We start from the raw sequence: 23,343 nt of genomic DNA, 5'->3' as shown, positions 1-23,343 counted from the left end.
CGCGATGTCGGCGGCCCGCAGAATGTTCGGCGGCCTTCACAAAAGCAGTCGGCTATTGAAGGATTTAACGGATTTTTTGCGGTGCGGCAAGGGATCGTTAAGACATCCGGATTCCGGGTTAACCGGCGGCGTCGCCGATGCGGCCGAGGCTCTCGTCACGGCCAAGCACTTCCAGGACATTGAATACCGGCGGCGAAACTGCGCGTCCGGTGAGTGCTGCCCGCAGCGGTTGCGCGACGTTGCCGAGTTTCAAACCCTTTTCCTCGGCGAAGGATTTTACCTTCGCTTCCAGCAAGGGCGCCGACCATTCCTGCTCCGAGACGGCCGAAAGCAGCTTGAGAATTTCGGCGTTCGACGCGCGGCCTTCCGGCCCGAGAAGCTTCGCTGCCTTGTCCTCGAGTTTGAGCGGCCGCTCCGCAACGATGAATAGTGCTCCGCCAACGAGTTCTGCGAGAGTCTTCGAGCGCTCTTTGAGGGACGGAATGGCCGCCGTGAATTTTCCCCATCCCTTGGCGGCGAAAAGATCTGCGAGTTCTTTGCCCGTCGAAACGGCGGGAAGCTGCCGCAACACTTCGCGCGCGAGTGCGATGTCGGGGCGTGCCGGCGCTTTCGGATCGGACGGGATTTCCACGAGCGCCTTAAAATTGAGATGAGGCAGCATTCCGCGCACGTGCGCTTCGAGTTCTTCGTCCCCCGAGGCGCGGATGTAGTGCCCGTTCAGATCGTCGAGCTTCTTGAAGTCGAGCCGCGCCGGGCTCTTGTTGATGCCGTCGATGTCGAACCAGCGAATAAGATCGTCGGTCGAGATGATCTCGTCGTCGCCGTGGCTCCAGCCGAGGCGCACGAGATAATTGCGCAGTGCGACCGGCAGGTAGCCCATATCGCGGTATTCTTCGACGCCTTGCGCGCCGTGACGCTTCGAGAGCTTCGCGCCGTCCGCACCGTGAATGAGCGGCACGTGCGCGAATTCCGGAACGGTCCACCCCATGCCCTGATAGATCTGCGTCTGGCGTGCGGCGTTGGTCAAATGATCGGCGCCGCGGATGACGTGCGTAATCTCCATGTCGTGATCGTCGACGACGACGGCGAGATTGTACGTCGGATTGCCGTCCGATCGGAGAATGATCAGGTCGTCGAGATCCTTGTTCGGAAACGCGACGCGGCCCTGCACGTGATCGTTGACGATCGTCTCGCCCTCGCGCGGCGCCTTGAGGCGGATCGTCGGCTTGACCTCCTTTGGTGCATCCTGCGGATCGCGATCCCGCCAGGGCGAAAGGAAGATCTGCGGCCGGCCCTCGGCCTTTGCCTTTTCACGCGCCGCGTCGATCTCGGCAGGCGATGAATAGCAGTAGTAGGCTGCCCCGCGCTTCAAGAGTTCGTTCGCAACCTCGCGATGCCGGTCGGCCCGCGAAAACTGCGAAACGACATCGCCGTCCCAGTCGAGGCCGAGCCATTTGACGCCGTCGAGGATCGCGGCAACCGCCGCCTCGTTGTTGCGCTCGCGATCGGTATCCTCGATGCGCAGAAGGAACCGTCCACCGTGGCCGCGGGCGTAGAGCCAATTGAAAAGCGCCGTGCGGGCCCCCCCGATATGCAGATACCCAGTAGGAGAGGGTGCAAATCGTACGATGGGCGCACTCGGTGTAGTGGTCACGGACATTGGACCTTTTTGCTCGCCTGCCATTGAGGGAATGAGGTTCCGCTCGTAGCATGTGAGGTGGGACAAGTTAAGAGGGCGGAAATACCGGCCTTCGGCAGCGCGTTGGGCGGGGCATGTCGGTCGAGGCGGCGGGACCGGAATTAGGTCGGGACGCGGGAAGAGAGACCGGATTTCCGGCGCTCCCCGAGCACGGGACCAGCCGCGCTGCGCTTCTTTTCGAAGCCGAGCGGGAAAGCTTTTTTCTATGGGCTCCGGTTTGCCTGGGCGTAGGCATCGCGGCCTACTTCGCATTACCCGTCGAGCCTGCAACGATCATCGCGTGCGTGCCGTTCGTGCTGGCGCTCATCTTGCGCCTGGCCGTCCGCGGAGGAACGCTGGCCGCAACGATTGTGACGGCTTTCGTTTTGGCCGGAGCCGGATTTGCAATCGCGAAACTGCGCGTCGAAGCGGTGCGTGCGCCGGTTCTGACGAAAGCGCTCCACGGCGTCGAGATCACCGGCACCGTGACGATGGTCGAAGCGAAGATCCCGCGCGGCCAGCGCCTCACGATCAAATCGCCGAGCATCGCAGGCCTCGCGCCCGAGCAAACGCCGGCCGTTATTCGCGTGCGCACGATGTCGGCGCGTTCGCCCGCGGCGCCCGGCGACCTCATCCGGATAAAGGCAAACCTGTCGCCGCCCGCGAAACCACCGCTTCCCGGCGGCTTCGACTACGCCCGCACGGCATGGTTCGATTCCGTCGGCGCCGTCGGCTACGCATTCGCAGCGCCTCAGATCGAGGGCCAGAGCGATAGCGGCACGCTTTCACAATGGTACCGCCGCTCAATCGAAAACATTCGCCAAGCAATCGCCGCGCGCATTCGCCAGGCGCTGCCGGGAGAAACCGGCGAGATCGCGCTGGCGCTGATCACGGGAGAGCGAGGAGGGATAACCACCGCGACGAATGACGCCTTCAAGAATTCGGGCCTCTTTCACATCCTGTCGATATCGGGCCTGCATATGGTGATCGCGGCCGGAGCCGTATTCTATTCGGTCCGCCTGCTGCTTGCGGCCGTTCCACTGATCGCGCTGACGATGCCGATCAAGAAGATCGCGGCGGTAGCGGGAATACTGAGCGCAATTGCCTACCTCGCCATTTCCGGCGGACAATTTGCGACTGTCCGTTCGGCGCTGATGATCCTCATCATATTCGGAGCCGTCCTTCTCGATCGCCCTGCATTGGCGTTGCGAAACGTCGCTCTCGCCGCATTCCTGATCCTCATCGTCTATCCGGAAAGCCTGCTCGACGCCGGCTTTCAGATGTCCTTTGCGGCGGTCACGGCCCTGATCGCGTCGCACGAAACGTTGAGTAATTTTCTGGGACGTCAGTCGAGGCCGCACCCGGCGATGAAGGTGCTGAAATTCTTCGGCGAGATCGTCGCCTCGACGCTCATCGCGAGCGTGGCCGTCGCTCCGCTCGCCGCCTACAACTTTCACCAGAGTCAGCAGTATGCCGTGCTCGGCAATATGATCGCCATCCCGATCTGCAACATCATCGTCCTGCCCTCCGCCCTGCTGGCGATGGTTCTGATGCCGTTCGGACTGGAATGGTTCGCCCTGATGCCGATGGGCTGGGGCATCGAAGGCATGGCCTGGTGCGCGAACAAGGTCGGCGCGCTGCCCGGTGCCGTCGGCCACCTTCCGGAAATTCCGGCATTCGCGTTCATTCTCATGCTCGCCGGCGGAATTTGGCTTTCGCTCTGGCAAACGCGAATCCGGCTCTTCGGCATTGCGCTCTGTGTTCTGGGCGTGCTCGGAGCGCCCTTGATGTCACGCCCGGATATCCTCATCGGCCAGAAAGGGCTGATCGCCGTGCGCGATACGTCCGGAAAACTCTCCGCACTGCCGAACAAGGGCGCAAAATACGATCTGGACCGCTGGCTCGAATACGACGGCGACGGCCGGACGGCGCGCGAGGCGCAGTCCGGTGACGCGTTCTCGTGTGACGCGGTCGGCTGCATTGCCCACGTCAAAGGCGCAACGGTTGCTGTCGCCCGGCATCCGGCAGCCGTGACCGACGATTGCCTCAACGCCGATGTGCTGGTGATCAATGACCCGAAGCCCGAGGACTGCGCGGTGCCGGCGACCGTCATCGACGTCTTCGACCGTTGGCGGAACGGCGCCTACGCCCTCTACATCGATCGAAGCGACGATAACCCCGAGCCGCGCGTGCACCTTGTGACGGTCGCATCCCACCGCGGCGAGCGGCCGTGGAGCGTCATGCCCGAACGGAAAACGCCCGGCGGCCTTCCAAAACCCCGCATCCTGGAGACACCCGGAGCAACGCCACCTGCCGGGGCGCCATCGCGGTCAATTGCGGAAGTCGAAGCCGAAGCCGAGCCGCGAACCCTTGCCGAGAGCGATCCGGGCGAGGAGCCGGACTTTGAGCCCGAGTCCACGAATGCCGTGCCAGTCGCCGGCGACGCCCCGTAGGGTGCTCTAGCGCCCGCGCAACTAGAGCCAAGTAGCTCAGTAGCGCCGCAACAGCCCCACGAGCCGGCCTTGGATGTCGATCTGGTCGGGTCCGAAGATGCGCGTCTTGAATTCGGGGTTGGCCGCTTCGAGCGCAATCGTTGAGCCCTTCTTGCGAAGCCGCTTCAACGTCGCTTCTTCGCCCTCGACGAGAGCAACGATGATGTCCCCGTTTTCGGCGTTATTGCAGCGGCGGATGATGACGGTATCGCCGTCGTGGATACCCGCCTCGATCATCGAGTCGCCCTTGACCTCGAGGGCGAAATGCTCGCCGTTCGTCAGGATATCGGGCGGCACGGCGATGTCGTGGGTGTGGTTTTGAATGGCGCTGATCGGCGTACCGGCAGCGATCCGGCCCATGACGGGGATCGATACCGTCCGCGCATCGATGATGTGCGACGGCGGCGGGGGAGAAACGCTCGCCCGCGGCCCGGAGCCTTCGATCACGCTCGGCTGGAAGCCGCCGCGTTGCGGCATTGAGGCGACTGACGCCCCTGAATTGTGGCCCGCGTGCTGGCCGGCATTTGGTGCAACGTTCTGCCCGCCATTCTGGCCAGTCTGCCCGCCGGTCTGATTGTCAGGCAGCTTGATGACCTCGATCGCCCGCGCCCTGTGCGGCAGCCGGCGGATGAAGCCGCGTTCGACCAGGGCCGTGATCAGGCGGTGAATGCCGGATTTCGACCTCAGATCCAGCGCATCCTTCATTTCATCGAAGGATGGGGGCACGCCGCGTTCCTGCATGCGCGCATGGATGAAGAGCAGGAGGTCTTTCTGTTTCTCGGTAAGCATCGCGTTTCGTCTCAAGCCTTCCTTGGCTGCGCGGGGACCGCAGGCCGAAACGCTGACCACCGATCGGACCCCCGCTGAATGACGGTACAAATCATGTATGTACGCTACACGTTCTTGTCTCGTTCCGCAAGCGCGCCCCGCGTTATCCCCATTCGCCAGCGCCAATGGCAACGCGCGAGTGGCCCGAATGCCTCGCATGGCCATTCGGCTGGATCCGGTCGGCCGAATTGAAGGGCGCAGCGAATCCAATCTCCGCTGACGAGCAGCAACGGGAGGGAGAACGCGCAATGCAGACGAAGTGGTCCCGGCCGCTCTTCGCGGCAATCGCAGTGCTGGCGCTCCATGCAGGAGAGGCCCGCGCCGACGGCTGCGACGACATGAAGGCGCTCTGCAAGGAAGCGACGGCGAAGGCTCTGAAATGCACGAAGGAGCAGTCGGCCGCCGAGTGCAAGCCGCTGATCGACGTGCGCAACGCGACGTGTACGCAGATCGATCTCGTCTGCAAGCCGGCGGCCCCCGAGCCGGAATAGACGCGCCGGAATAAACCGCGCCGGAAGAACCCGCGCCAATAGGGGTGCCCGAATTCCGCCGCGACGCGGCCGCGCAAAAGCACGCGTGCCGTGCGACGGAAACCCGGTCGCCGCCGGTTCAACACCGGGCGCGCAATTGGGACAATGGGCACTTTGAGCGGGCATCGTCGGGCCATGCAGGGTTGGTTCTCGCAGATCGTCATAGGCGTCATCGTCACCGTACTCGGAACGCTCATCGCCAACGCCGTCACCGGCGGCCGCGCCGGACATCACTTCATCCCGAGCTTCCACGCCTCCTCTCGACGCTGATTTCCGCAGAACGCCACCCCAAGCCCGCGCCGGCGGCCGGCTCCCCGGAGGGGAGTCGCCGTGCGCCAAACAAAAAAGGCAGCTTGCGCCGCCTTTTTCATTCTCGTTTGGGAGGATCGGTAAACGTAGTTTGGGGAAACTCAGGATTCGAGCTGCCAGATGCCCGTCGGCAAACGGCAGGCAACGATTTCGGTCTGCTTCGTCGCGTCGAGGCCGGTCAGCGAGACGACGGCATGGCGGCAAACGCTGCCGCGCGTGTCCTTGAACGACGAGATGGGTTTGACGACGCCGGAGAGGCGGCCATGCGCGCGGTGCCAGACATAGCTCGAGCCGTCTGCGACCTCGGTCAGGGCGAACTGCACGCTCTCGAGCGCCGCATATTCGTCGTCCTGATTGAGGGCGACCTTGACGTCCATGAAATTGGGTTTTTCGGCGGTCTCGCCGGTTTTCGGACAAGCCGCCGCTGCGAGAGCCCGGTCCAGGGGCTGGTCTCCCGCCCAGGCAAGCCCGTAAGGTACGAAAATCGCCGCAACCAGCGCGAAAGCCGTTGCGCCGGCCGCGGCTAGTGAGAAAAGAGACGCATTTGTGGACATGACGCTACTTTCTTACGCGGACTGAACTCGATCTTTCGCCCAACAAGACGATAAGGGTACTCTGCCTCAGTATGGTTAAAAGGTACTAAACACGTGCAATCGTTGTGTGCTGTAACGGCGCGCCGCGGAAACGAAGATCAAGCATTGAGCATGCAACATGAGTGATAGCGAAAGCGCCTCCACATCGGCCCCAGCAGCGTCCCCAATCGCGGCGCCGGATTTTTCAGCGGCCGAGGATCCGTTCCTGCTGTTCGAAGCGTGGATGTCGGAGGCCGAGAAATCCGAGCCGAACGATCCGAACGCGATGGCGCTCGCAACCGTCGACGCCGGCGGCATGCCGAACGTGCGCACGGTGCTGCTGAAGGGCCTCGATGGGGCGGAGAGCAACGATCGCGGCTTCGTTTTCTACACGAACTTCGAAAGCGCGAAGGGCCGCGAGCTGCTCGCAAACCCGAAAGCCGCGCTGCTCTTTCATTGGAAGAGCCTGGAGCGGCAGGTCCGGATTCGTGGTCCCGTCTCCCTCGTCTCCCACGGTGAGGCCGACGCCTATTACGCGACGCGGCCGAGGCTGAGCCGCATCGGCGCCTGGGCGTCGCATCAATCGCGGCCGCTGTCGTCGCGCGACGTCCTCGAAGCCAAGGTTCATCATTTCGAAGCCAAGTTCCCGGAAGATTCGATTCCGCGCCCCGCCTACTGGTCGGGGTTCCGCGTGCTTCCCGTGGAGATCGAATTCTGGATGAGCCGGCCGTATCGCCTGCACGATCGCATCGTTTTCCGCCGCGACGCCCCGCGCGACTCCTGGCAGAAAACCCGGCTCTATCCTTGAGTGACCACAAAAGGCAGCGCTTGTGCCATAAGGAAGTACGGTGGCGAGGTTCGAGTTTTGAGGCTTGAATGGTAACGGATCGCATCGACGAACGCCGCCCGAGAAGGCGGGTGCGCGACCGCTATCAGTCGACGCGGATCTACTACGCCGCCGGTCGGCCGCCGTCCTTTCTAGCGAAATGGACGAGCCGCATCGCGCTCTTCGCAGCCGTCGCGGCCCTCGTGACGGCGGTTCTGCATCGCCTCCATTTGCTGCCGACTCCGGTCGCCCTGACGATCGCCTACATCGTCATCTTCTGCGCTGGGCTGTCGCTCCTGATGGCGTTCGTCGCCGGTCTCGATATCTGGGTGACGGGAAGGCTCGGCGCGGCGCGTGTGTTCTGCGGCGCGATCGTGGCGCTGGGGCTGCTCGCCATTCCCGCGGGCGTTTGGGCGATGAGCTTCAAGTGGCCGCCGATCAACGACGTCTCGACCGATCTCGCCGAGCCGCCGGAGTTCACCGAGGCGAAGGATGAGCGCGCGGCCGACGCCAATCCGACCGAATATCCGGGAGACGAGTTCGCGGCGCTCCAGCGCGAACATTATCCCGATCTCAAAAGCCTGATCCTTCCGCGCTCGACCGAGGAAGGCTACGAACTGGTGCTGCAGGCGCTCGCCAAGCTCAAGCTGAAGACGACGCTCGAAGTCCCGCCGGAGGACGAGCAGGACGCGCCGGGCTTCATCGAGCTGGCCGACCAATCGCCCGTTCTCGGCCTCGTCGACGACATCGTCATTCGCGTGCTGGGCGAGGACGGTGCGTCTCGCGTCGATATCAGATCGGCATCGCGCTACGGCTCGAACGACTTCGGCCGCAACGCCGCGCACGTGCGCGCGATCCTGAAGGAAGTTGCGAGCCGCTTCGAAGCTTCCGTTCCCGACGTCGACAAGGAAACCAAAGCCGCCGTCGAGAAGAAGAACAAGCTCAAAGCGGAGAAAGGTCGCGGTCAGGCGTCAAAGGCAGATCGGAAGCGACCAAACCTTTCTCGATCAGATATTCGACGTGCGCCTGAACGGAAAGCGTCGCAGCCGGGATCAGCTGGGGGGCAAGGCCGCGGTAAATCTCGGGGACAATTCGACGAATAGTCGTCGCGCCGCCGGTTAGCGCATCGAGCACGGATTTCTCGCGCCACGTCCGGTGCAGGAGATAGGCTTTCACGGTCCGCTGCGGATCGTTGAGACGGTCGCCGTGGCCCGGCAGGAAGACGTCGTCGTTGCGATCGAGCAGAATTTCGAGCGATGAGACGTAGTCGGCCATGCGCCCCTCGGGCGGCGCGATGACGGTCGTATTCCACGCCATCACATGATCGCCGGAAAAGACGACGCGGCGGCCATCGAGCGCGAAGCAGAGATGATCCGGCGCGTGCCCGGGCGTGTGGATCGCAGTCAGCGCCCAATCCGCCCCCGCGATCGTGTCGCCGCCATTGAGCGCGATATCGGGCATGAAGTCGTAGTCGACGAAGTAGCTTCCCGAAGGACTGTTCTCAAGCGCCATTTTCCCCGTGGAGGGATCGCGCGCATAGGCGGCGGTTACGGCGCCGGTTTTCGCCTTGAGCTTGGCGATACCGTCGACGTGGTCGCGATGGGCATGCGTCGAGAAGATGTGCGTGATCGGCCGGCCGCCCGCAGCTTTCAGAATGGCCGCGCGATGCTCGGCGCTATCGGGTCCGGCATCGATGACGGCGAGCGACGTTGAGCCGACGAGATAAGTGTTCGTGCCCTTGAAAGTGAAAGGGCTCGGATTGTCGGCGACGAGGCGAATGACCCCCGGTCCCATCGGCGACGGTACGCCGTAGGTGAATGCCATCTCTGTTTTGAAATTAAGTGAATCCAAACCCCGTGACCCCTCGTTGAATTATGGCCCGCTTATAGGGAACACCGGCAAACGACGAATACCCCGAAATTCGACGCAGGTTAATGCCGTGCGCGATTTCGCACATGTTCCGGACGGAACCCGAGACCGATCAAACGGCCCGCGAGATGCGCAAGGATCGGCCATCGGGCGATGCCGAGCACAAACCCCGGCGGACCGGATCTCGTACGTTCGTCGGCTTCCCGCTTCCTACGATCTCGGCGCATCATTAGTTGCAACTTTTGTGTGGCCTTGGTGGGAAACGTGCGGCGCATTTCCACAGCCGCGAGATGCGCATTGGAAAGACGTCGTTCATTCAGCGGCGCCGTCAGTATGTTCGCGCTCGCAACCGCATCCTGAATGGCGAGGTTAACACCGACGCCCCCGATCGGCGACATAGCATGCGCCGCATCGCCGATGCAGAGAAGGCCCGGCCGCCACCAGTGCTTCAAGCGATCGATCTTGACGCTCAGAAGATGCACGTCGTCGAACGATCGAATTTCATCGAGCCGCTCCGGCGGCAGCGGCGAGACCGCGCTGACCGTTTTGCGGAATGCCTCGATTCCCGCAGCCTTGATATCCTCATAGGTTCCCTTGCGAACGATATATCCGCACTGCCAGTAGTCGCCGCGATCGATCATCACGAAGCCCTGCTGCGGCCCCGCATGACCCATGGTCTGCACCGGATCGCCGGCGGCGTGCGAAAGCTTCATCCAGAGCACTTCGCTTGGGTTCCCGAAGCTTTCGACTTCGAGCCCTGCGAGCTTGCGCGTCACCGAATTGCGGCCGTCGGCGCCGACGACGAGCGACGCATGGAGTGTCAGCGGTCCCTCGGCTGTCGCCGCACGAAGCCCCGTGACCCGGTCGCCTTCGATGATGAGGTCCGTCACGTCGCTCTGCATCAGCAGACGGAAATTCGGATAACGCTTCGCTTCGCGCGCGAGGAAATCGAGAAAGTCCCATTGCGGCATGAACGCGATGAAGCGGTTCCGCGTCGGCAGCCAGGAGAAATCCGCGATTTTGATGTCCTTGCCCTCGACCTCCGCATGGAGCGTGCGCGCTTCCGTGTGCGGGAGCTTCAGGAGTTCATCCGCAAGACCGAGCTCGTGCATCACCTGCAACGTCGACGGATGGATCGTATCGCCGCGAAAATCGCGCAGGAAATCGCCATGCTTTTCGACGACGGTCACATCGACGCCTGCACGCGCGAGCAAAAGGCCGAGCATGAGACCGGCAGGTCCCGCGCCGACGATGGCGCACGTCGTGTGGATCTCGCGGTTCGCCGCCATGTCCTCTTCGCTTTCTGACGGTTCCGGAACAGGCGCAGCGCCCGCTTCAAGGATCATACCGGGCTCCCGAGCGCCAACGATTTGATATCGACGACGTCGCGCTTTGGTGACGTACCGAACATGCGCGCATATTCTCGGCTGAATTGAGAGGCGCTCTCGTAGCCGACCTGATATGCCGCGCCCGCGACGTTGATGTCGCCAGCCGCCATAAGCCGTCGCGCTTCGAGAAGCCGAAGCTGCTTTTGATATTGCAGCGGCGTCATCGACGTCAGCATTTTGAAATGCGCATGAAACGACGACGTGCTCATTCGCGCGACGGACGCGAGCTGCTCGATGCGAATGGGACGAGAGAAATCCTCGCGCAAGACTTGGATCGCCTCAGCGAGCCGCCGCGTCCGGCTGTTGGGCAAGACAAGCTTGCAGAACTCGCCGCCGTATTCGCCCGTCAGCAGCCAGAACGAGATCTCGCGCATGATCGTGGGATAGAGAACGGGAATGGCGTTCGGCGTCGCAAGCAACCGTGAGAGCCGCGCCGTGCAATCGGAAAGCGGTCCTTCGAGATTGCTGACGAAGACGCCGACGCCGCCATCGTCGTTGGGCTGAGGCGGCGTTTCGAGTTCTTCCATCACCTCGCGCATGATGCCGAGATCGAGTTCGAGGATGAGCCCGAGCAGCGGCTTCTCCGTGCTCGCCTTCGAGACCCACCCGAGCGCTGGAATTTCGACGCTGAAGACCAACGCCTGCATCTCGCCGTAGGTGAGGGTCTCTTCGCCGAACAGAACTTGCTTTTCGCCCTGCGCGACGATGCACAGCGATGGCCGGTAGACCATGTGACGCGGAAGTGTGGCGCGGCTCGTGCGCATGAAGGTGAAGCCCGGGATCGGCGTGTCGAAAACGCCTTCGCCGCCACCGTTCGCATCGGCGTAGGTGCTGAGCGCCGTCTTCAAATTGAGCATCTCGAAGCTTCTCCCTCTGCAGACGATATCGTGCCGGGCTGCAGGTTAACTTAGGGCAAGAGAGACCACGGCCCAAGCCCGTTTGGAGGATTAGGCAAGAAATTTGAGAGTTCCGGTATTCAGGAAACGGCCGTCGCGGCATAGATAGTCCGCTCACAAATATTCGTTTGAGGAGCAAGCAATGGCACAGGTAAAAAGCGCATCGGGTCAGAAGATCGCCATCGTCACAGGCGGCAGCCGCGGGCTCGGACAGAACACCGTGGTGAGCCTCGCGGAGCGGGGCGTCGATGTGATCTTCACCTATCGTTCCAATCGCGCAGAAGCCGAGAAGACGGTGTCGGAAGTCGAAAAGCGCCGCCGCAAGGCGGTCGCCCTGCAACTAGACGCCGGCAACGTCGCCTCGTTCGATGCCTTCGTCGCCGAAGTCCGCAAGGCGCTGAAGGCTGAATGGGGCCGGGACACGTTCGATTATCTCGTGAACAACGCCGGCATGGGGTTGATCGGGTCCATCGCGGAGATGAAGGAAGCCGATTTCGACGAGCTCTATAATGTTCACCTGAAGGGCGTGTTCTTCCTGACGCAGAAGCTACTGCCGCTGATGGCCGACAACGGCCGTATCGTCAATCTGTCCTCGGGCCTCGCGCGCTTCACGATGCCGGGCTTCGCAGCTTACGCTGCCATGAAGGGAGCGATCGAAGTGCTGACGCGCTTCATGGCGAAAGAGTTCGGACCGCGCGGCATCGCCGTCAACGTGGTGGCGCCGGGAGCAATCGAAACCGATTTCGGCGGCGGCCTCGTGCGAGACAATGCCGATATCAACAAGCACATCGCATCGGTGACGGCGCTGGGGCGCGTCGGCGTTCCCGACGACATCGGACCGATGATCGCATTGCTGCTGGCTGACGAGAACCGCTGGATGACGGCTCAGCGCCTCGAAGTCTCCGGCGGTACGAACCTGTGATACGCCAGCTGTCATCCCGGCCGGAGCGTAGCGCAGAGCCGGGACCCAGGGCCGCAAATACCTGCGACCACGATGGGTCCCGGGTCTCGCAAGAAGGCTCGCCCGGGATGACAATTGTTTCTGGCGTATGCACCTCCGTCGGCATGACGGTGTGAGGCGAAAGCGTCGGCTTACACGCCGTAGTACGATCGATACCAATCGACGAAGCGGCCGATGCCCTCGGCAAGTGGTGTCGAGGGCCGGAAACCGACATCACGCGCGAGATCGTCGATGTCGGCGTACGTCTTCGCGACGTCGCCGGGCTGCATCGGCAGAAAGACTTTCTTCGCCTCGCGACCTGTCGCCTTTTCGATCGCGGCGATGAAATCCATCAGCCCGACGGAATTGTTGTTGCCGATATTGTAGAGCCGGTAGGGCGCATTCGAACTGGCGGGATCGGGGAGCACGGCATTCCAATTCGGGTCGGGCTCGGCAATCCGATCGGCTGTGCGAACGATGCCTTCCACGATGTCGTCGATATACGTGAAATCGCGCGCATGATGGCCGTTGTTGAAAACCTCGATCGGCTCGCCAGCGAGAATTTTCCGCGTAAAGCTAAAGTACGCCATATCCGGCCGCCCGAACGGCCCGTAGACCGTGAAGAAGCGAAGGCCCGTGACGGGAAGGCGGTAGAGATGAGCATACGCGTGCGCGGCAAGCTCATTGGCTTTTTTCGTCGCGGCGTAGAGGCTCACAGGATGATCGACATTGTCGTGCGTGCTGAACGGCAGCTTGGCATTGGCGCCGTACACCGAACTCGATGACGCGTACACGAGATGCTGCACGCCGTTATGGCGGCATCCTTCGAGAACGTTCTGTGTGCCGACGATGTTGGAATCGATATACGCGCTCGGGTTTTCGCTGCCGTAGCGAACGCCAGCCTGTGCCGCGAGGTGAATGACCTTGTCGAACCGCTGCACCCTGAACAGCTCATTCATGGGCGCTCGATCGGCAATATCGAGATGCAGGAACGAAAAGCCCTCTCGGCCCCCGAGCTTCGCCAATCGCGCTTTCTTGAGGGCCGGATCGTAGTAGCCGTTGATGTTGTCGACGCCGACGACTTCGTCGCCGCGGTCCAGCAGACGAACCGCCGTGTGATAGCCGATGAAGCCGGCAACGCCAGTGACCAGAAACTTCATTGGCGAGCGAATCCTTGTCTGATTTCTGGCTCGGGGAGATAGCGACAGCCCGGTTTAGTAGGTCCGCTGAATCTGTCAATCACGCCCAATGCCCAAACCTTAACGCCGGGCCGCGGCCACCACAACGCCGCGCCGGCGGCCGGCTCCCCGCAGGGGAGTCGCCGGCACCAAACAAAAACTCTCTCTCTTCAAAAAACTTATCCCCGCCCATTGGCCGGCCCTTATCTTCCTGCGTGGGAGCTTCGTTGCAGACATTAGCGTGAACATGAACGATACGCCGAACCTCGCACTGCCCTATATCCTTGCCGCCCAGGCGCAGAAGCATGTCACGCACAACGAGGCGATTCGCGCGCTCGATTGCCTCGTTCAGCTATCCGTCGAAAGCCGGGCGCTGACGGCGCCGCCGTCGGCCCCGACCAATGGCGACAGGTTCCTGATAGCCGTGTCGCCGACCGGCGCATGGTCCGGCCATGCGGGTGAGATCGCGGCATTTCAGGACGGCGCGTGGGCTTTCTATCGGCCGAAGGACGGCTGGATCGCCTGGGTCGCCGACGAAAGCGCGCTCGTTATCTACGACGCAGGGGCCTGGTCGCTGTTTGCGGGTTCAGGCGGCGGCAGCGGCCTCACGGGACCCGTCGCCAACGCCGATCTCGCCAATGTGTCGTCAGGCACGATCAAGGGCCGTGCGAGCGCCGGAAGCGGTTCGCCGGAAGACCTGAGCGCGGCGCAGGCAACGGCACTTCTCGATGTCTTCACGGGCTCCGGCGCGAGCCACAAGAAAGGTCTTGTCCCCACACCCGGCGCGACCGCCGGAACTGCCAAATATTTACGCGAGGATGGGACGTGGCAAGACCTGAGCAATGTCCCGCTCGTCGGCGTTAACGCGACCGCGGATGCAACGAACAAGCTCGCCATTAAAAGCGCGGCCAGCCTCTTCGATAACGCCGGCAACGGACATCAGCAGAAAATCAACAAGGCCGCAGCGAGCGACACGGCGAGCCAGCTCTATCAAACGAACTATTCGGGCCGCGCCGAAATTGGCCTGACCGGCGACGACGACTTTCACTTCAAGGTCAGCGCCGACGGATCGACGTGGCGCGAAGCCATAAAGATCGATCGCAACACGGGAAAAGTCTCGTTCCCGCAATCGGGCGGTCCGCGCGAAGTTTTGACAGCCGGCCGGAGCTACTACGTCCGCACCGATGGCAGCGACAGCAACACAGGCCTTGCGAACACCACGGGTGGCGCGTTTCTGACGATCCAGAAGGCCTATGACGTAATTAAAACGCTCGACCTCAACGGGTTCACGGTGGCCATTCGGGTCGCTGATGGGACATATACGACTGGCTTGCTCATCGCTGCCCCGCCCGTCGGCGGTCTTGTCACTCTCGTCGGCAACGCGTCATCGCCGGGCAATTGCATTATTAGCACGACATCGGCGAGCGCCATCCGCGTGACCGTGCCGATAACGTTGACCGTCAACGGATTCAAGCTTGAGACGACGACGAGCGGCAACTGCATTGCCGCCGAAAACGGCGCCGCGATAACTCACAGCAATATGGAGTTTGGCGCATGTGCGGGCGGGCACATGGTCGCTTCAAACTATTCGTCGATCGGGACGGCTACTGACTATGCCATTTCGGGCGGAGCTAATCAGCACGTCTCACTAAACGGCTCAACGGCCAATATAGCAGCCAGAACGCTGACCCTATCCGGCACTCTTGCGTTCACGACGTTCATCGTTTCTCAGCGCAACTCTTATGCAAATGTCTTCAGCTTGGTGTTCGCGGGAACTTATACCGCGACCGGAAAGCGATACGATGCGAACGATCACGGCGTCCTGAATACGGGCGGCGGCGGCGCTAGCTATTTCCCCGGTAGCACCGCGGGAACAGGCACGAACGCCGGAAACTCCCCATACGGTCTTTATAAGTGAGGCAGCATGTCAGAATTTGATCCGAGGAACTGGTTTTGGATTGTAGCAGGCGATGAGACGAAAGCATGGTCGAGCGCGGCGCGTGCGTTTGTGACTGAGTACCCGGCAGACCGGCTCTCCAGAATCGCGAATGAAGTGGAGCTGTATGATGTGCTCGCGCGGCAATATCCGGTTGGCGCGCCATCGAGAACCTTCACCGAGGCCGAGTGCATCGCCGCATTGAATAACATAGACGCATCGGTCCTGGAAACTGCGGTCGGAAATCTCAATCAGGCAGCGGCATCGATCGGGTTCAATCTACCGTCTATTGCTTAAGCGCGTGATGAGGCGCGATCTTGCTGTAATCGCCAGTAGCAACTCGCGCTTTCAGGACATCGATGGTTTTTGTGATGTCTGTCATCGGGATGTCCGTAAAAAGTCGTTCCTCGTAATCCCACCATTTAATTTCCAAGAGATCTTCGATGATAGCATCGGAAAACCGCTTCCGGATGATGTGAGCGGGAATGCCGCCGACGATTGCATAGGGAGGAACATCTTTTGTGACGACTGCACCGGCTCCTATCACCGCACCGTCGCCAACCGTGACGCCAGATACGATGACGGCGTGGTCACCGATCCAGACATCGTTCCCAATCCTCAGCGTCATTCGAGGGGGAATTGGTTGCGATGGGGACGGAGACGGAGACGGCTTTCGGTTCACGACACTGACAAATGGATGTGTAGAGAGCCGATCGACAGAATGGGCGCCAGCATTGATCGAGCACCTTCGGCCGATTGAGCAATAGCGGCCTATCTGGGTAAAGGGTCTGATTATTGTTCCTGGATTGGCGTAGCTGCGGTAGCCGACGCGAATTTCACCTTCTCCCGGAAAAAGCTCGCAACCGGGGAGCCGAACGAAATCTTCTAGGAGGGCGTCGTTATTGGCCGAAGTCTTCGCGACCGGTGCAGTCATCGTGTGCGTATTCCCCCTGACAATCGGGGTGGACGATACGCTGAGCAACGCAACGGTTCAACGCCGCCAGATCGGCAAGTGCTTCAGAATTGATCGCGGCGGCAGAAGAAATTGGGATCAAGCTGCCAAATATGACATAGGAGCGCTTCCAATTCCCCGTGATACCGCGCGAGAAGCAGAGGGGCGCCGAACCCGCACGGGAAGACCTAAGTGGAAATTGGAACAGCGCGTCCTTCGGTGACATGATCCTGCTCGCCGAGCACTTTGCTGAACGTCGACCTGAGTTCGCTCGCCCTGTCGACCCAGACATCGATGGATCGGTCGAGGGTGTCGTTGAAATCGTGCTTCGCCCAGAAGGACTCGGGATCGGCGAATTTTCGGTTCTTGAATCCGCCCTCTCGCGGCTCTGGGGTCCCGCGTTCCAGTTTCCACTGGTACTCTTCACGCGATCTCAAGACGTAATGATTGAGCTGCGCCGTCTCGTACGTGTAGTTCGCATTGAAAGCGCGCTGATCGAGCGTGATGGGCTTCAGGTCGCTATCGACGTATGTGTAGCGTTTCCTCAATTTGGGCGAGTGGGGATGGGACATGCGCTTTGCGCCCGCCCTTCGCACGATACATTTGACATGTCGGTTGATGTCCGCCGTCAGTGAGCATCGGCGGAACCGTCGAGCGACCAGCTCGGGCCGGTAACGAGCTTCTCCGCTGGAGCCGAATATGACCCAGTTGATGCAGACAGCCCCGGCATCGACCGGAGCACATTTGAGATAGCTTTGGATCGAGGCGTGCTTTTTGAGGACGAGGAATTCGTCTGTGTCGAAGAACGCAATCCAATCGGTCGCGCAGCGCCGGAGCGCATCTTCGTAAGCCGCTATTTGCGCGAACTGCGACGGAACGTCGGGCCAGGGGATGACGGTGATCCGCGCGTCCTGTTGAGCGCAGACGCGTTCAATGGCCAGCGTCTCGGGCCTGGAATTATTGTCATAGATGACGATGCGATCGAACCCGAGCGCGAGGTAGTGAGCGATCCATTCCGGTAGATACCGGCCTTCATCCTTGATGATCAGGCAAACCGTGACGCACGAATTTCGCCGGCCGCGCAGTTGCCGGGCTAGGCGGGAAATCAACCCCCTCATGCGTGATCCTTAGCGCGGCCCGGCGGGTATGCCGGTATTCACGGTATCACAGAGAAATGGCGATCGTCCCGGAACCGGCCAACGTGAGATGCGGATATTCACCGATAGGGGGAGGCAAACCGCGCACTGGGGATCGCAGCCGCCACGCGACGATATAAATGAGGTCCGAAAAGCCCATCAGGCCCGCACAGCAAGCCGATCTTACGAACCCATATGGATGGTTCGAAGGAGACTGGTCGGAGCGAGAGGATTCGAACCTCCGACCCCTTGCTCCCGAAGCAAGTGCGCTACCAGGCTGCGCTACGCTCCGCCCGACCGTCAGCCTAATAAAGGCTTCCCCCGGCACCGCAGGGGCACCAGGGAGACCGGGGTTATAGCGACCCCGATCACGTCCCGCAAGCGCCTCTTCGCGGAATGTTGCAGGTTCCTCATGCAACGACCAGGACAGCTTTTTTGGGGGGCGGCACAAGGGAACATCAAAGCGTCGCGACCGCCGGACTAGTACTCGGCGGCAAGTGGGAGGTTCCCATCAATGGGCGCCGCTCGTAGCGCGATGCGAATGCACTCGGCGCGCAGGGCCGCAACTTCAAACGAGCGCCGCGCGCGACCGATCAGAACGACGGTGCCGCGTGCAGCGATCGCGGGTCTGGAAATCACATTTCGGAATGCTTGGTAAACATCCGCGAAACGCTCCGGGGAAGTTCTTCCCGCGCCCAGTAAGTTCACTCCTTGCGCAGAGTTCTGCGACCAATTTGCTCCACCCACATTTTAAGATCGCCCCGGAAGTGCACTAAAAAAAGGTAAGTCAATGACAATAACAAAACTACAGGGCGGGAAACGCATTCTTCGTAACATCGCTGTTGGCTTCGCGGCTCTCGCCGTGTGCTCGGCAGCAGAAGCGCAGGTCGCAAAGCCGAAGCAGTCGTTGGGCGGCAAGCTCACGCTCAAGGACGAAGGCACGTTCTACGTGCACGGCAAGAGGAAGACCTCGTCGTTTACAGGTCCGGTGACGCCGGGAGCCAATCTTCCGGCACCCGCGACGATCATGGTCGAGCAGATGTACGTTCACTATCGCATTCCGGCGACGGTGAAGAACTATCCGATCGTGTTCGTGCATGGCGGTGGCCTCACCGGCCAGTCGTACGAGACGACGCCGGATGGCCGCGAGGGCTGGGCCACGTACTTCGCACGCAAGGGCTTCCCGACCTACGTCGTGGATTTCCCGACGCGCGGCCGTGCGGGATTTGACCCGACGGGACTTCACGAAGCGCGGTACAATCAGAACTGGGCTGGCGTTCCTACCTTTTCGCGCAGCGGCGCGGAGCGTCTCTGGCCGGCCTTCCGCTTCGGTCCGTCTGACGGCGTGAAATTTCCGAACACGGCGTTCCCGGTTGAAGCCATGGACGGCTTGATCGCTCAGGGCTTCAACAGCACCGACGGCACGATCACCGACCGCAACTCCTTCGTTTGGGGCGCCGAAGCTCTGATCGATCTTCTGGATCAGATCGGCCCGGCGATCCTCGTTGTTCACTCGCAATCGGGTCCGTTCCCTGATCCGGTCGTCGAGGCGCGGCCTAATCTCGTGAAGGCAGTCATCAATGTCGAAGGCTTTGAAGGGCTCCCGCCGACGAACCCACAGGTCGCCGCCTACACGAAAATTCCGACCATCGACGTGTTCGGCGATAACCTCCACAGCACCGCCGGCATCGGGCAAAGCCGCTACGACGGCCGCAAGGTAACGGTTGATAAGATCAACGCAGCCGGCGGGAAGTCGGACATCGTCAAGCTCGCGGACGTCGGACTCGTCGGCCACACGCACATGCTGATGCAGGACAAGAACAACCTGAAGGTTGCCGACTACCTCATCAAGTGGCTGAACAAGAAGAGCCCCTACAAGGCCTCCAACTCCAGAAGATAACAATTAGTCATCCGAACCTTGATGCCGCGGTCCGTAAGGATCGCGGTTTTTTTTATCGCGCCGCCTGCGGATCTTTTTGTCCCGCCTGAGATGCGATCGCAAATGCGTTCGCTGAACGCGCAACTTGTGCACGTCCGATCATTGCTGATGCGAGCTGAGGCTGCGAGCTTTCCTCCGTTGCAAAAAGCAAAGCCCTCGGGATCGAACCTGAGGGCATCAGGAGGAAACGCCTATGAAATCACGTCTGAGTACCGCAACCGCGGCGCTCTTCGTCGGCATGGCCGCCATGACCGGCGCAGCCATGGCAGGCAACGACGGCAACCATGGCCACCATGGCCACCACAACGTCCAGAAGGCGTTGCAGCTCGATGCCATCGGCAGCTTGACCGCTGGCGGCCGCAAGGTCTGCGCGCCGGGCGCGTTCGATCCGACCGTCCCAGGCGCAGGTTCGCGCAACCAGGGCCAGTGCTTCCAGATCGATCAGATCTACGCGCAGTACCTGAAGCCGAAGGGCTCGAAGAAGCTCCCGATCGTGTTCATTCACGGCGGCGCGGGCACGGGTAAGGTCTGGGAAACGACTCCCGATGGCCGTGAAGGCTTCGCAGTCGAGTTCGCACGTCGCGGTCATCCGACCTACGTCGTCGACTTCCCGCGTCGCGGCCGCGCAGGTATCCCGACGTTCACTGGTCCTCTCGGCGATCTCGACGGTCAGCAGATCGGCCCGTCCACGTCGTTTGCAGTCGGCGACAAGCAGGCCTACTACAGCTGGCGCCTTGGCACGACCAGCTATCCCAACCTTGACCCGAACTCCAAGTTCCCGGCTGGGGTCATGGACGACTTCCTGCAGGGCAACGTTCCTCTGTTCGGTGACAACAACGACATCATCACCGACAGCATCGTCGCGCTGCTCGACAAGATCGGCCCGGCAATTCTCGTGACGCACTCGCAGTCGGGCATCCACGGCTGGATGGCTCGCTACAAGTCTGACAAGGTGAAGGGCATCATCACGTTCGAGGGTGGCTATGTGTTCCCCGAGAACAATGTTCCGGCTCCGCTGAAGAACTGTGCCGGCAACGACGTCGCGCAGGGCTCGGCAACGAGCGTTGCAAACTTCACGCGTCTTACGCAGGTTCCGATTCTCGTCATGTACGGTGACAATACCGTCACCTGCCCCATGCCGAACCTGATCCGCGACGGCCATCAGCTCAACCCTGAGAAGGGTCGCAGCTTCGTGAACGCTCTGAACGCCAATGGCGGCAAGGCCCAGTTCATCTGGACCAAGGAGCGGGGAATCCGTGGCAACACGCACTTCCTGTTCCTCGACACGAACAGCCTGCAGATCGCAGATTTCGTCTCCGGGTTCCTGAAGAAGTACGGCCTCGACAAGGACCAGAAGAAGTGAGTTCTGGTTCTCTCGAGAACCGGTATGCGACGCGCCTGGAAAGGCGCGTCGCAGAGTCTACGCTCGGCGGCGCCGAGAGACGGCTCTATGCCCGGCGTTTGCTTCGGTATTGACCGGGCGCCAAGCCGAAGCGGCTTTTGAACGCGCGTCCGAACGACGAAGAATCGGAAAAGCCCCATCGATAGGCGAGGGCGGAAATTCTGATGGTATTGGCCGAGGCCGATAGATCCTGCTTCGCGTGAGAGAGCCGCTCGGTGGTGATGTACCCCTGGCAGGTAAGATCCCTGCTCGCGAACAGTTTGTGGATATACCGGACCGAGATGCCGAATTTATCCGCGAGCCATTGTGGAGAAAGCTCCGGGTTTCCGATCTCCATTTCGATAACGCTGAGAATCCGCTCGAACAGATCGTTCGCGACCGACGGACGTTGTGCAGCCTCCAAACCGGCGTGATCTCTAGCGAGAAGTTCGGCAGTGATCAGCCGCTCGCACGCACGAAATACGTGACGGAACTCATCCGCATTTTTCTCGGCGATCATGCACGCGAGATGATCGACGCACTGCAAGAGCGGCGTATGGTGAGACAAGAGCCGGGGAGAAAAGCTGCCATCGTTGGACGAAAATGGCTCCGGTAGGATGTCATGCGGAAGTGTGATCAGCAGGAAGTCCCGCTTGGCCGCCTTCAGCATGTCGACCTGCATCGGCTGATCCAGATTGTAAAGTACGGCATTTCCGGGAGATACCAGGATCTCTTCGCGCTTATGCGTGAGCATCGCGCCTCCGGAGACCGCAAAGAGAATGCCGTACCCCGAGGGAATCGAATCCGCGATATCGTTTTCCGTGCGCCTCGTGGTGTGAGCCGCACACGACCACCGGATTGCGGACCCTTTGCCCGACTGGGTGCTGATCCATTGTGTTTGGAATGGATCGCTGCCGGAATATTCGAACGTGCAGCGGACGGGAAAGTCCGCGACCACCTCCTGGAAGACGTCGAAAGTGTTTCCCTTCGAAACGGTTTCCGGGCCGATGGTCATTTCGTCGAAGTGAATGTCGGGCTTCAGGCTACTGCACATTAAAAGCAGATTCCGCCAATTTGAATGACGCTGGGGAGGCCGGCCGAGAGGAACGCAATCAGGCCCAAAGCCTTCTCTCTGTAGCTGCTCGGCGAGCAGCCGAAATGCCGCCTGAAGGCGCGATTGAACGTCGAGATGCTGTCGAAGCCCCAACGGTAGGCCAACGATGAAATGGGCTGGCGTTGCTCGCTTCCCGAGGCCAACTCTCGACCGATGTGCTTGAGCCGTTCGCACGCGACATACGTGGAAAACGTTTGCCCCGTAGCCGCGAACATCTTGTGAATGTAGCGCGTGGAGACATTCAGATGGTCCGCTGCCAATCTCGGCGTGAGGCTGCGGCTCTGAATATTCTCCTCCACGAATGCGACAAGCTTCGTGCGGAGCGGGTTGTCAACGAGATCGATTGCGTCCTCCCCGCGAAGCTGTGACTCGGAGGTCCCCGTTGGCAGCAGCTGGAGCAACGCGTCAATGACGGAATCGAGTTCTTCGCGCTTCGAGACACGATACTGGCGCGCAAGGAACGACGCGCAAGCGGCGAGAGGCTTCGCCATTTTCTCGCGCGGTATAACGACGTTCGTATAGTCGCTGTCGGAGCGGAACGCCTTGTCGACGGCGTCTTTCGATACCAGCATGACCATAACCTGGTGCGGCGCATCGGGTTGGAGCTTGATGCTGATTGGTAGGTCGCTCCGGTAAAGAGCAATGTCGCCTTTGCGAGCGGTCGTCTGCCACCCAGCCTGCTCGATCTGCACATCGCCGCCGAGGATGTAGCTCGCGTAAACGCATTCCGTCGACGACATGCGAACGTCGGCTGCTGAGCGCAGACAGAAATGCGGTGTAACGCGAACGCGATTTATCGTTCCCGAGCTGTGCGGCCGCGACTCGATTCTTCCGCAGAATTGGGAGGACGCCGTGAGGTCATTGCTCCAAGGCAAGCACGACGTGCGAACTCCGTTGTTGTAAACATCCAGAGCTTGTCTTGATGGAAAATATTCTGTGTCCCAGACGACCAGATCCGTCGGCGTATCGGCGTATCGCTCCATCGAGTCACTCGCAGTGTTTCGCTTCGTCAGCGTCGTGTTTTCTTTCGCCGGCACCATAGCCAACGAACGCGAATGCCGCAGCACAAATATGTTGGATGCACTGAGTCGAACTGTTGGATCACACAGTAGATCTTCGTTGCTCGCGGTGCTTCGAAACAATACGGTGCGCAGCTTAACAACGGAGGTTATGTGAGACACCGCTTCACTTCAAAGCTGACGATGGCCGCATGTTTAACGTGTCTTCTGCCATTCGCCGGCGCAGCTCACGCGATAGGATCGGTGAAGTTGCAGACGACGCAACCACTCATCCAAAAGGTGCACGGATTTCACTGCCGGCCCGAGTTGGGTTGGGAGCCGCGCAGCGGAATTTTTCGACGGCATTCTCACGCGGGCATC

Annotated in this window: 19 protein-coding genes, 1 tRNA gene and 2 pseudogenes; 10 read left to right on the top strand and 12 right to left on the bottom strand. The window is 61.0% G+C overall.

The annotated features are described in order from the left end of the window. Window positions 1–118: 118 nt before the first annotated feature. Entirely contained in the window at window positions 119–1,660 is a 1,542-nt protein-coding gene (gltX, locus tag BM399_RS09970) for a glutamate--tRNA ligase (RefSeq protein WP_244531182.1), read from the bottom strand. A gap of 113 nt (window positions 1,661–1,773) precedes the next feature. Here gltX and BM399_RS09965 point away from each other — a divergent pair, with 113 nt between their 5' ends. Beyond that, window positions 1,774–4,131 (top strand): ComEC/Rec2 family competence protein, encoded by a 2,358-nt coding sequence (locus tag BM399_RS09965; RefSeq protein WP_092867572.1) that lies wholly within the window; start codon window positions 1,774–1,776, stop codon window positions 4,129–4,131. Between the two features lie 36 nt (window positions 4,132–4,167). Here BM399_RS09965 and lexA read toward each other — a convergent pair whose 3' ends face one another. Then, window positions 4,168–4,959, bottom strand: coding sequence for a transcriptional repressor LexA (lexA, locus tag BM399_RS09960; protein ID WP_092868153.1), 792 nt, complete (start codon window positions 4,957–4,959; stop codon window positions 4,168–4,170). A 287-nt stretch (window positions 4,960–5,246) separates the two neighbouring features. Between lexA and BM399_RS09955 the strand changes: the two genes are divergently transcribed. Together BM399_RS09955 and BM399_RS21500 are read left to right on the top strand one after the other, a co-directional pair. Beyond that, window positions 5,247–5,489, top strand: a complete 243-nt coding sequence (locus tag BM399_RS09955) for a hypothetical protein (protein ID WP_092868152.1) — start codon at window positions 5,247–5,249, stop codon at window positions 5,487–5,489. Window positions 5,490–5,663: 174 nt separating this feature from the next. Beyond that, entirely contained in the window at window positions 5,664–5,798 is a 135-nt protein-coding gene (locus tag BM399_RS21500; RefSeq protein WP_280140547.1) for a hypothetical protein, read from the top strand. A gap of 140 nt (window positions 5,799–5,938) precedes the next feature. Here the strand turns inward: BM399_RS21500 and BM399_RS09950 are convergent, their stop codons facing one another. Then, window positions 5,939–6,391 carry a hypothetical protein gene (locus tag BM399_RS09950; RefSeq protein ID WP_092867571.1) on the bottom strand — a complete coding sequence of 151 codons (453 nt, stop codon included), beginning with the start codon at window positions 6,389–6,391 and terminating at the stop codon, window positions 5,939–5,941. Between the two features lie 157 nt (window positions 6,392–6,548). Here BM399_RS09950 and pdxH point away from each other — a divergent pair, with 157 nt between their 5' ends. Next, entirely contained in the window at window positions 6,549–7,217 is a 669-nt protein-coding gene (pdxH, locus tag BM399_RS09945; RefSeq protein WP_092867570.1) for a pyridoxamine 5'-phosphate oxidase, read from the top strand. A gap of 68 nt (window positions 7,218–7,285) precedes the next feature. After that, window positions 7,286–8,089: pseudogene (locus tag BM399_RS21540) on the top strand (DUF1499 domain-containing protein); the annotation flags it as partial. An 88-nt stretch (window positions 8,090–8,177) separates the two neighbouring features. Here BM399_RS21540 and BM399_RS09935 read toward each other — a convergent pair. The 3 genes from BM399_RS09935 to BM399_RS09925 form a co-directional block, all read right to left on the bottom strand. After that, complete coding sequence (locus BM399_RS09935) at window positions 8,178–9,059, bottom strand: MBL fold metallo-hydrolase (protein WP_244531181.1); 882 nt, start codon at window positions 9,057–9,059, stop codon at window positions 8,178–8,180. Between the two features lie 107 nt (window positions 9,060–9,166). Further along, on the bottom strand, window positions 9,167–10,393 hold the full coding sequence (locus BM399_RS09930) for an FAD-dependent oxidoreductase (RefSeq protein ID WP_092868151.1): 1,227 nt from the start codon (window positions 10,391–10,393) through the stop codon (window positions 9,167–9,169). A 53-nt stretch (window positions 10,394–10,446) separates the two neighbouring features. After that, window positions 10,447–11,349, bottom strand: coding sequence for an AraC family transcriptional regulator (locus BM399_RS09925; protein WP_092867567.1), 903 nt, complete (start codon window positions 11,347–11,349; stop codon window positions 10,447–10,449). A gap of 181 nt (window positions 11,350–11,530) precedes the next feature. Between BM399_RS09925 and BM399_RS09920 the strand changes: the two genes are divergently transcribed. Next, window positions 11,531–12,310 (top strand): SDR family NAD(P)-dependent oxidoreductase, encoded by a 780-nt coding sequence (locus tag BM399_RS09920; protein ID WP_092867566.1) that lies wholly within the window; start codon window positions 11,531–11,533, stop codon window positions 12,308–12,310. Window positions 12,311–12,480: 170 nt separating this feature from the next. Here the strand turns inward: BM399_RS09920 and BM399_RS09915 are convergent, their stop codons facing one another. Next, a complete protein-coding gene (locus BM399_RS09915) occupies window positions 12,481–13,488 on the bottom strand; it encodes an NAD-dependent epimerase (protein ID WP_092867565.1) in 1,008 nt (335 codons plus the stop codon). Between the two features lie 265 nt (window positions 13,489–13,753). Here BM399_RS09915 and BM399_RS09910 point away from each other — a divergent pair, with 265 nt between their 5' ends. After that, the gene (locus tag BM399_RS09910) at window positions 13,754–15,424 is read left to right on the top strand and encodes a DUF2793 domain-containing protein (protein ID WP_092867564.1); all 1,671 of its coding nucleotides are present in this window, start codon (window positions 13,754–13,756) and stop codon (window positions 15,422–15,424) included. Window positions 15,425–15,430: 6 nt separating this feature from the next. Then, a complete protein-coding gene (locus BM399_RS09905; protein WP_092867563.1) occupies window positions 15,431–15,739 on the top strand; it encodes a hypothetical protein in 309 nt (102 codons plus the stop codon). 112 nt (window positions 15,740–15,851) lie between these two features. On the opposite strand, the pseudogene BM399_RS21595 reads toward BM399_RS09905, so the two are convergent. The 3 genes and pseudogenes from BM399_RS21595 to BM399_RS09890 all read right to left on the bottom strand — a co-directional run. Continuing rightward, window positions 15,852–16,064, bottom strand: a pseudogene (locus tag BM399_RS21595) (CatB-related O-acetyltransferase); the annotation flags it as partial. A gap of 518 nt (window positions 16,065–16,582) precedes the next feature. After that, the gene (locus BM399_RS09895; RefSeq protein ID WP_092867559.1) at window positions 16,583–17,512 is read right to left on the bottom strand and encodes a glycosyltransferase family 2 protein; all 930 of its coding nucleotides are present in this window, start codon (window positions 17,510–17,512) and stop codon (window positions 16,583–16,585) included. 233 nt (window positions 17,513–17,745) lie between these two features. Then, window positions 17,746–17,822, bottom strand: a tRNA-Pro gene (locus tag BM399_RS09890). Between the two features lie 498 nt (window positions 17,823–18,320). On the opposite strand from BM399_RS09890, the gene BM399_RS09885 reads away from it, so the two are divergent. After that, entirely contained in the window at window positions 18,321–19,430 is a 1,110-nt protein-coding gene (locus tag BM399_RS09885; RefSeq protein WP_092867557.1) for an alpha/beta hydrolase family protein, read from the top strand. Between the two features lie 232 nt (window positions 19,431–19,662). After that, window positions 19,663–20,832 carry an alpha/beta hydrolase family protein gene (locus BM399_RS09880; protein WP_092867555.1) on the top strand — a complete coding sequence of 390 codons (1,170 nt, stop codon included), beginning with the start codon at window positions 19,663–19,665 and terminating at the stop codon, window positions 20,830–20,832. 85 nt (window positions 20,833–20,917) lie between these two features. Here the strand turns inward: BM399_RS09880 and BM399_RS09875 are convergent, their stop codons facing one another. Together BM399_RS09875 and BM399_RS09870 are read right to left on the bottom strand one after the other, a co-directional pair. Continuing rightward, entirely contained in the window at window positions 20,918–21,904 is a 987-nt protein-coding gene (locus BM399_RS09875; RefSeq protein WP_092867553.1) for a helix-turn-helix domain-containing protein, read from the bottom strand. Beyond that, complete coding sequence (locus BM399_RS09870; RefSeq protein ID WP_177228120.1) at window positions 21,904–22,947, bottom strand: helix-turn-helix domain-containing protein; 1,044 nt, start codon at window positions 22,945–22,947, stop codon at window positions 21,904–21,906. The genes BM399_RS09875 and BM399_RS09870 overlap by 1 nt, the downstream gene beginning before the upstream one ends. Window positions 22,948–23,343: the final 396 nt, after the last annotated feature.

It is taken from the genome of Hyphomicrobium facile (assembly GCF_900116175.1).
Taxonomy (GTDB): Bacteria; Pseudomonadota; Alphaproteobacteria; order Rhizobiales; family Hyphomicrobiaceae; genus Hyphomicrobium_B; species Hyphomicrobium_B facile.
This window is presented reverse-complemented; position numbering and strand designations above follow the sequence as displayed.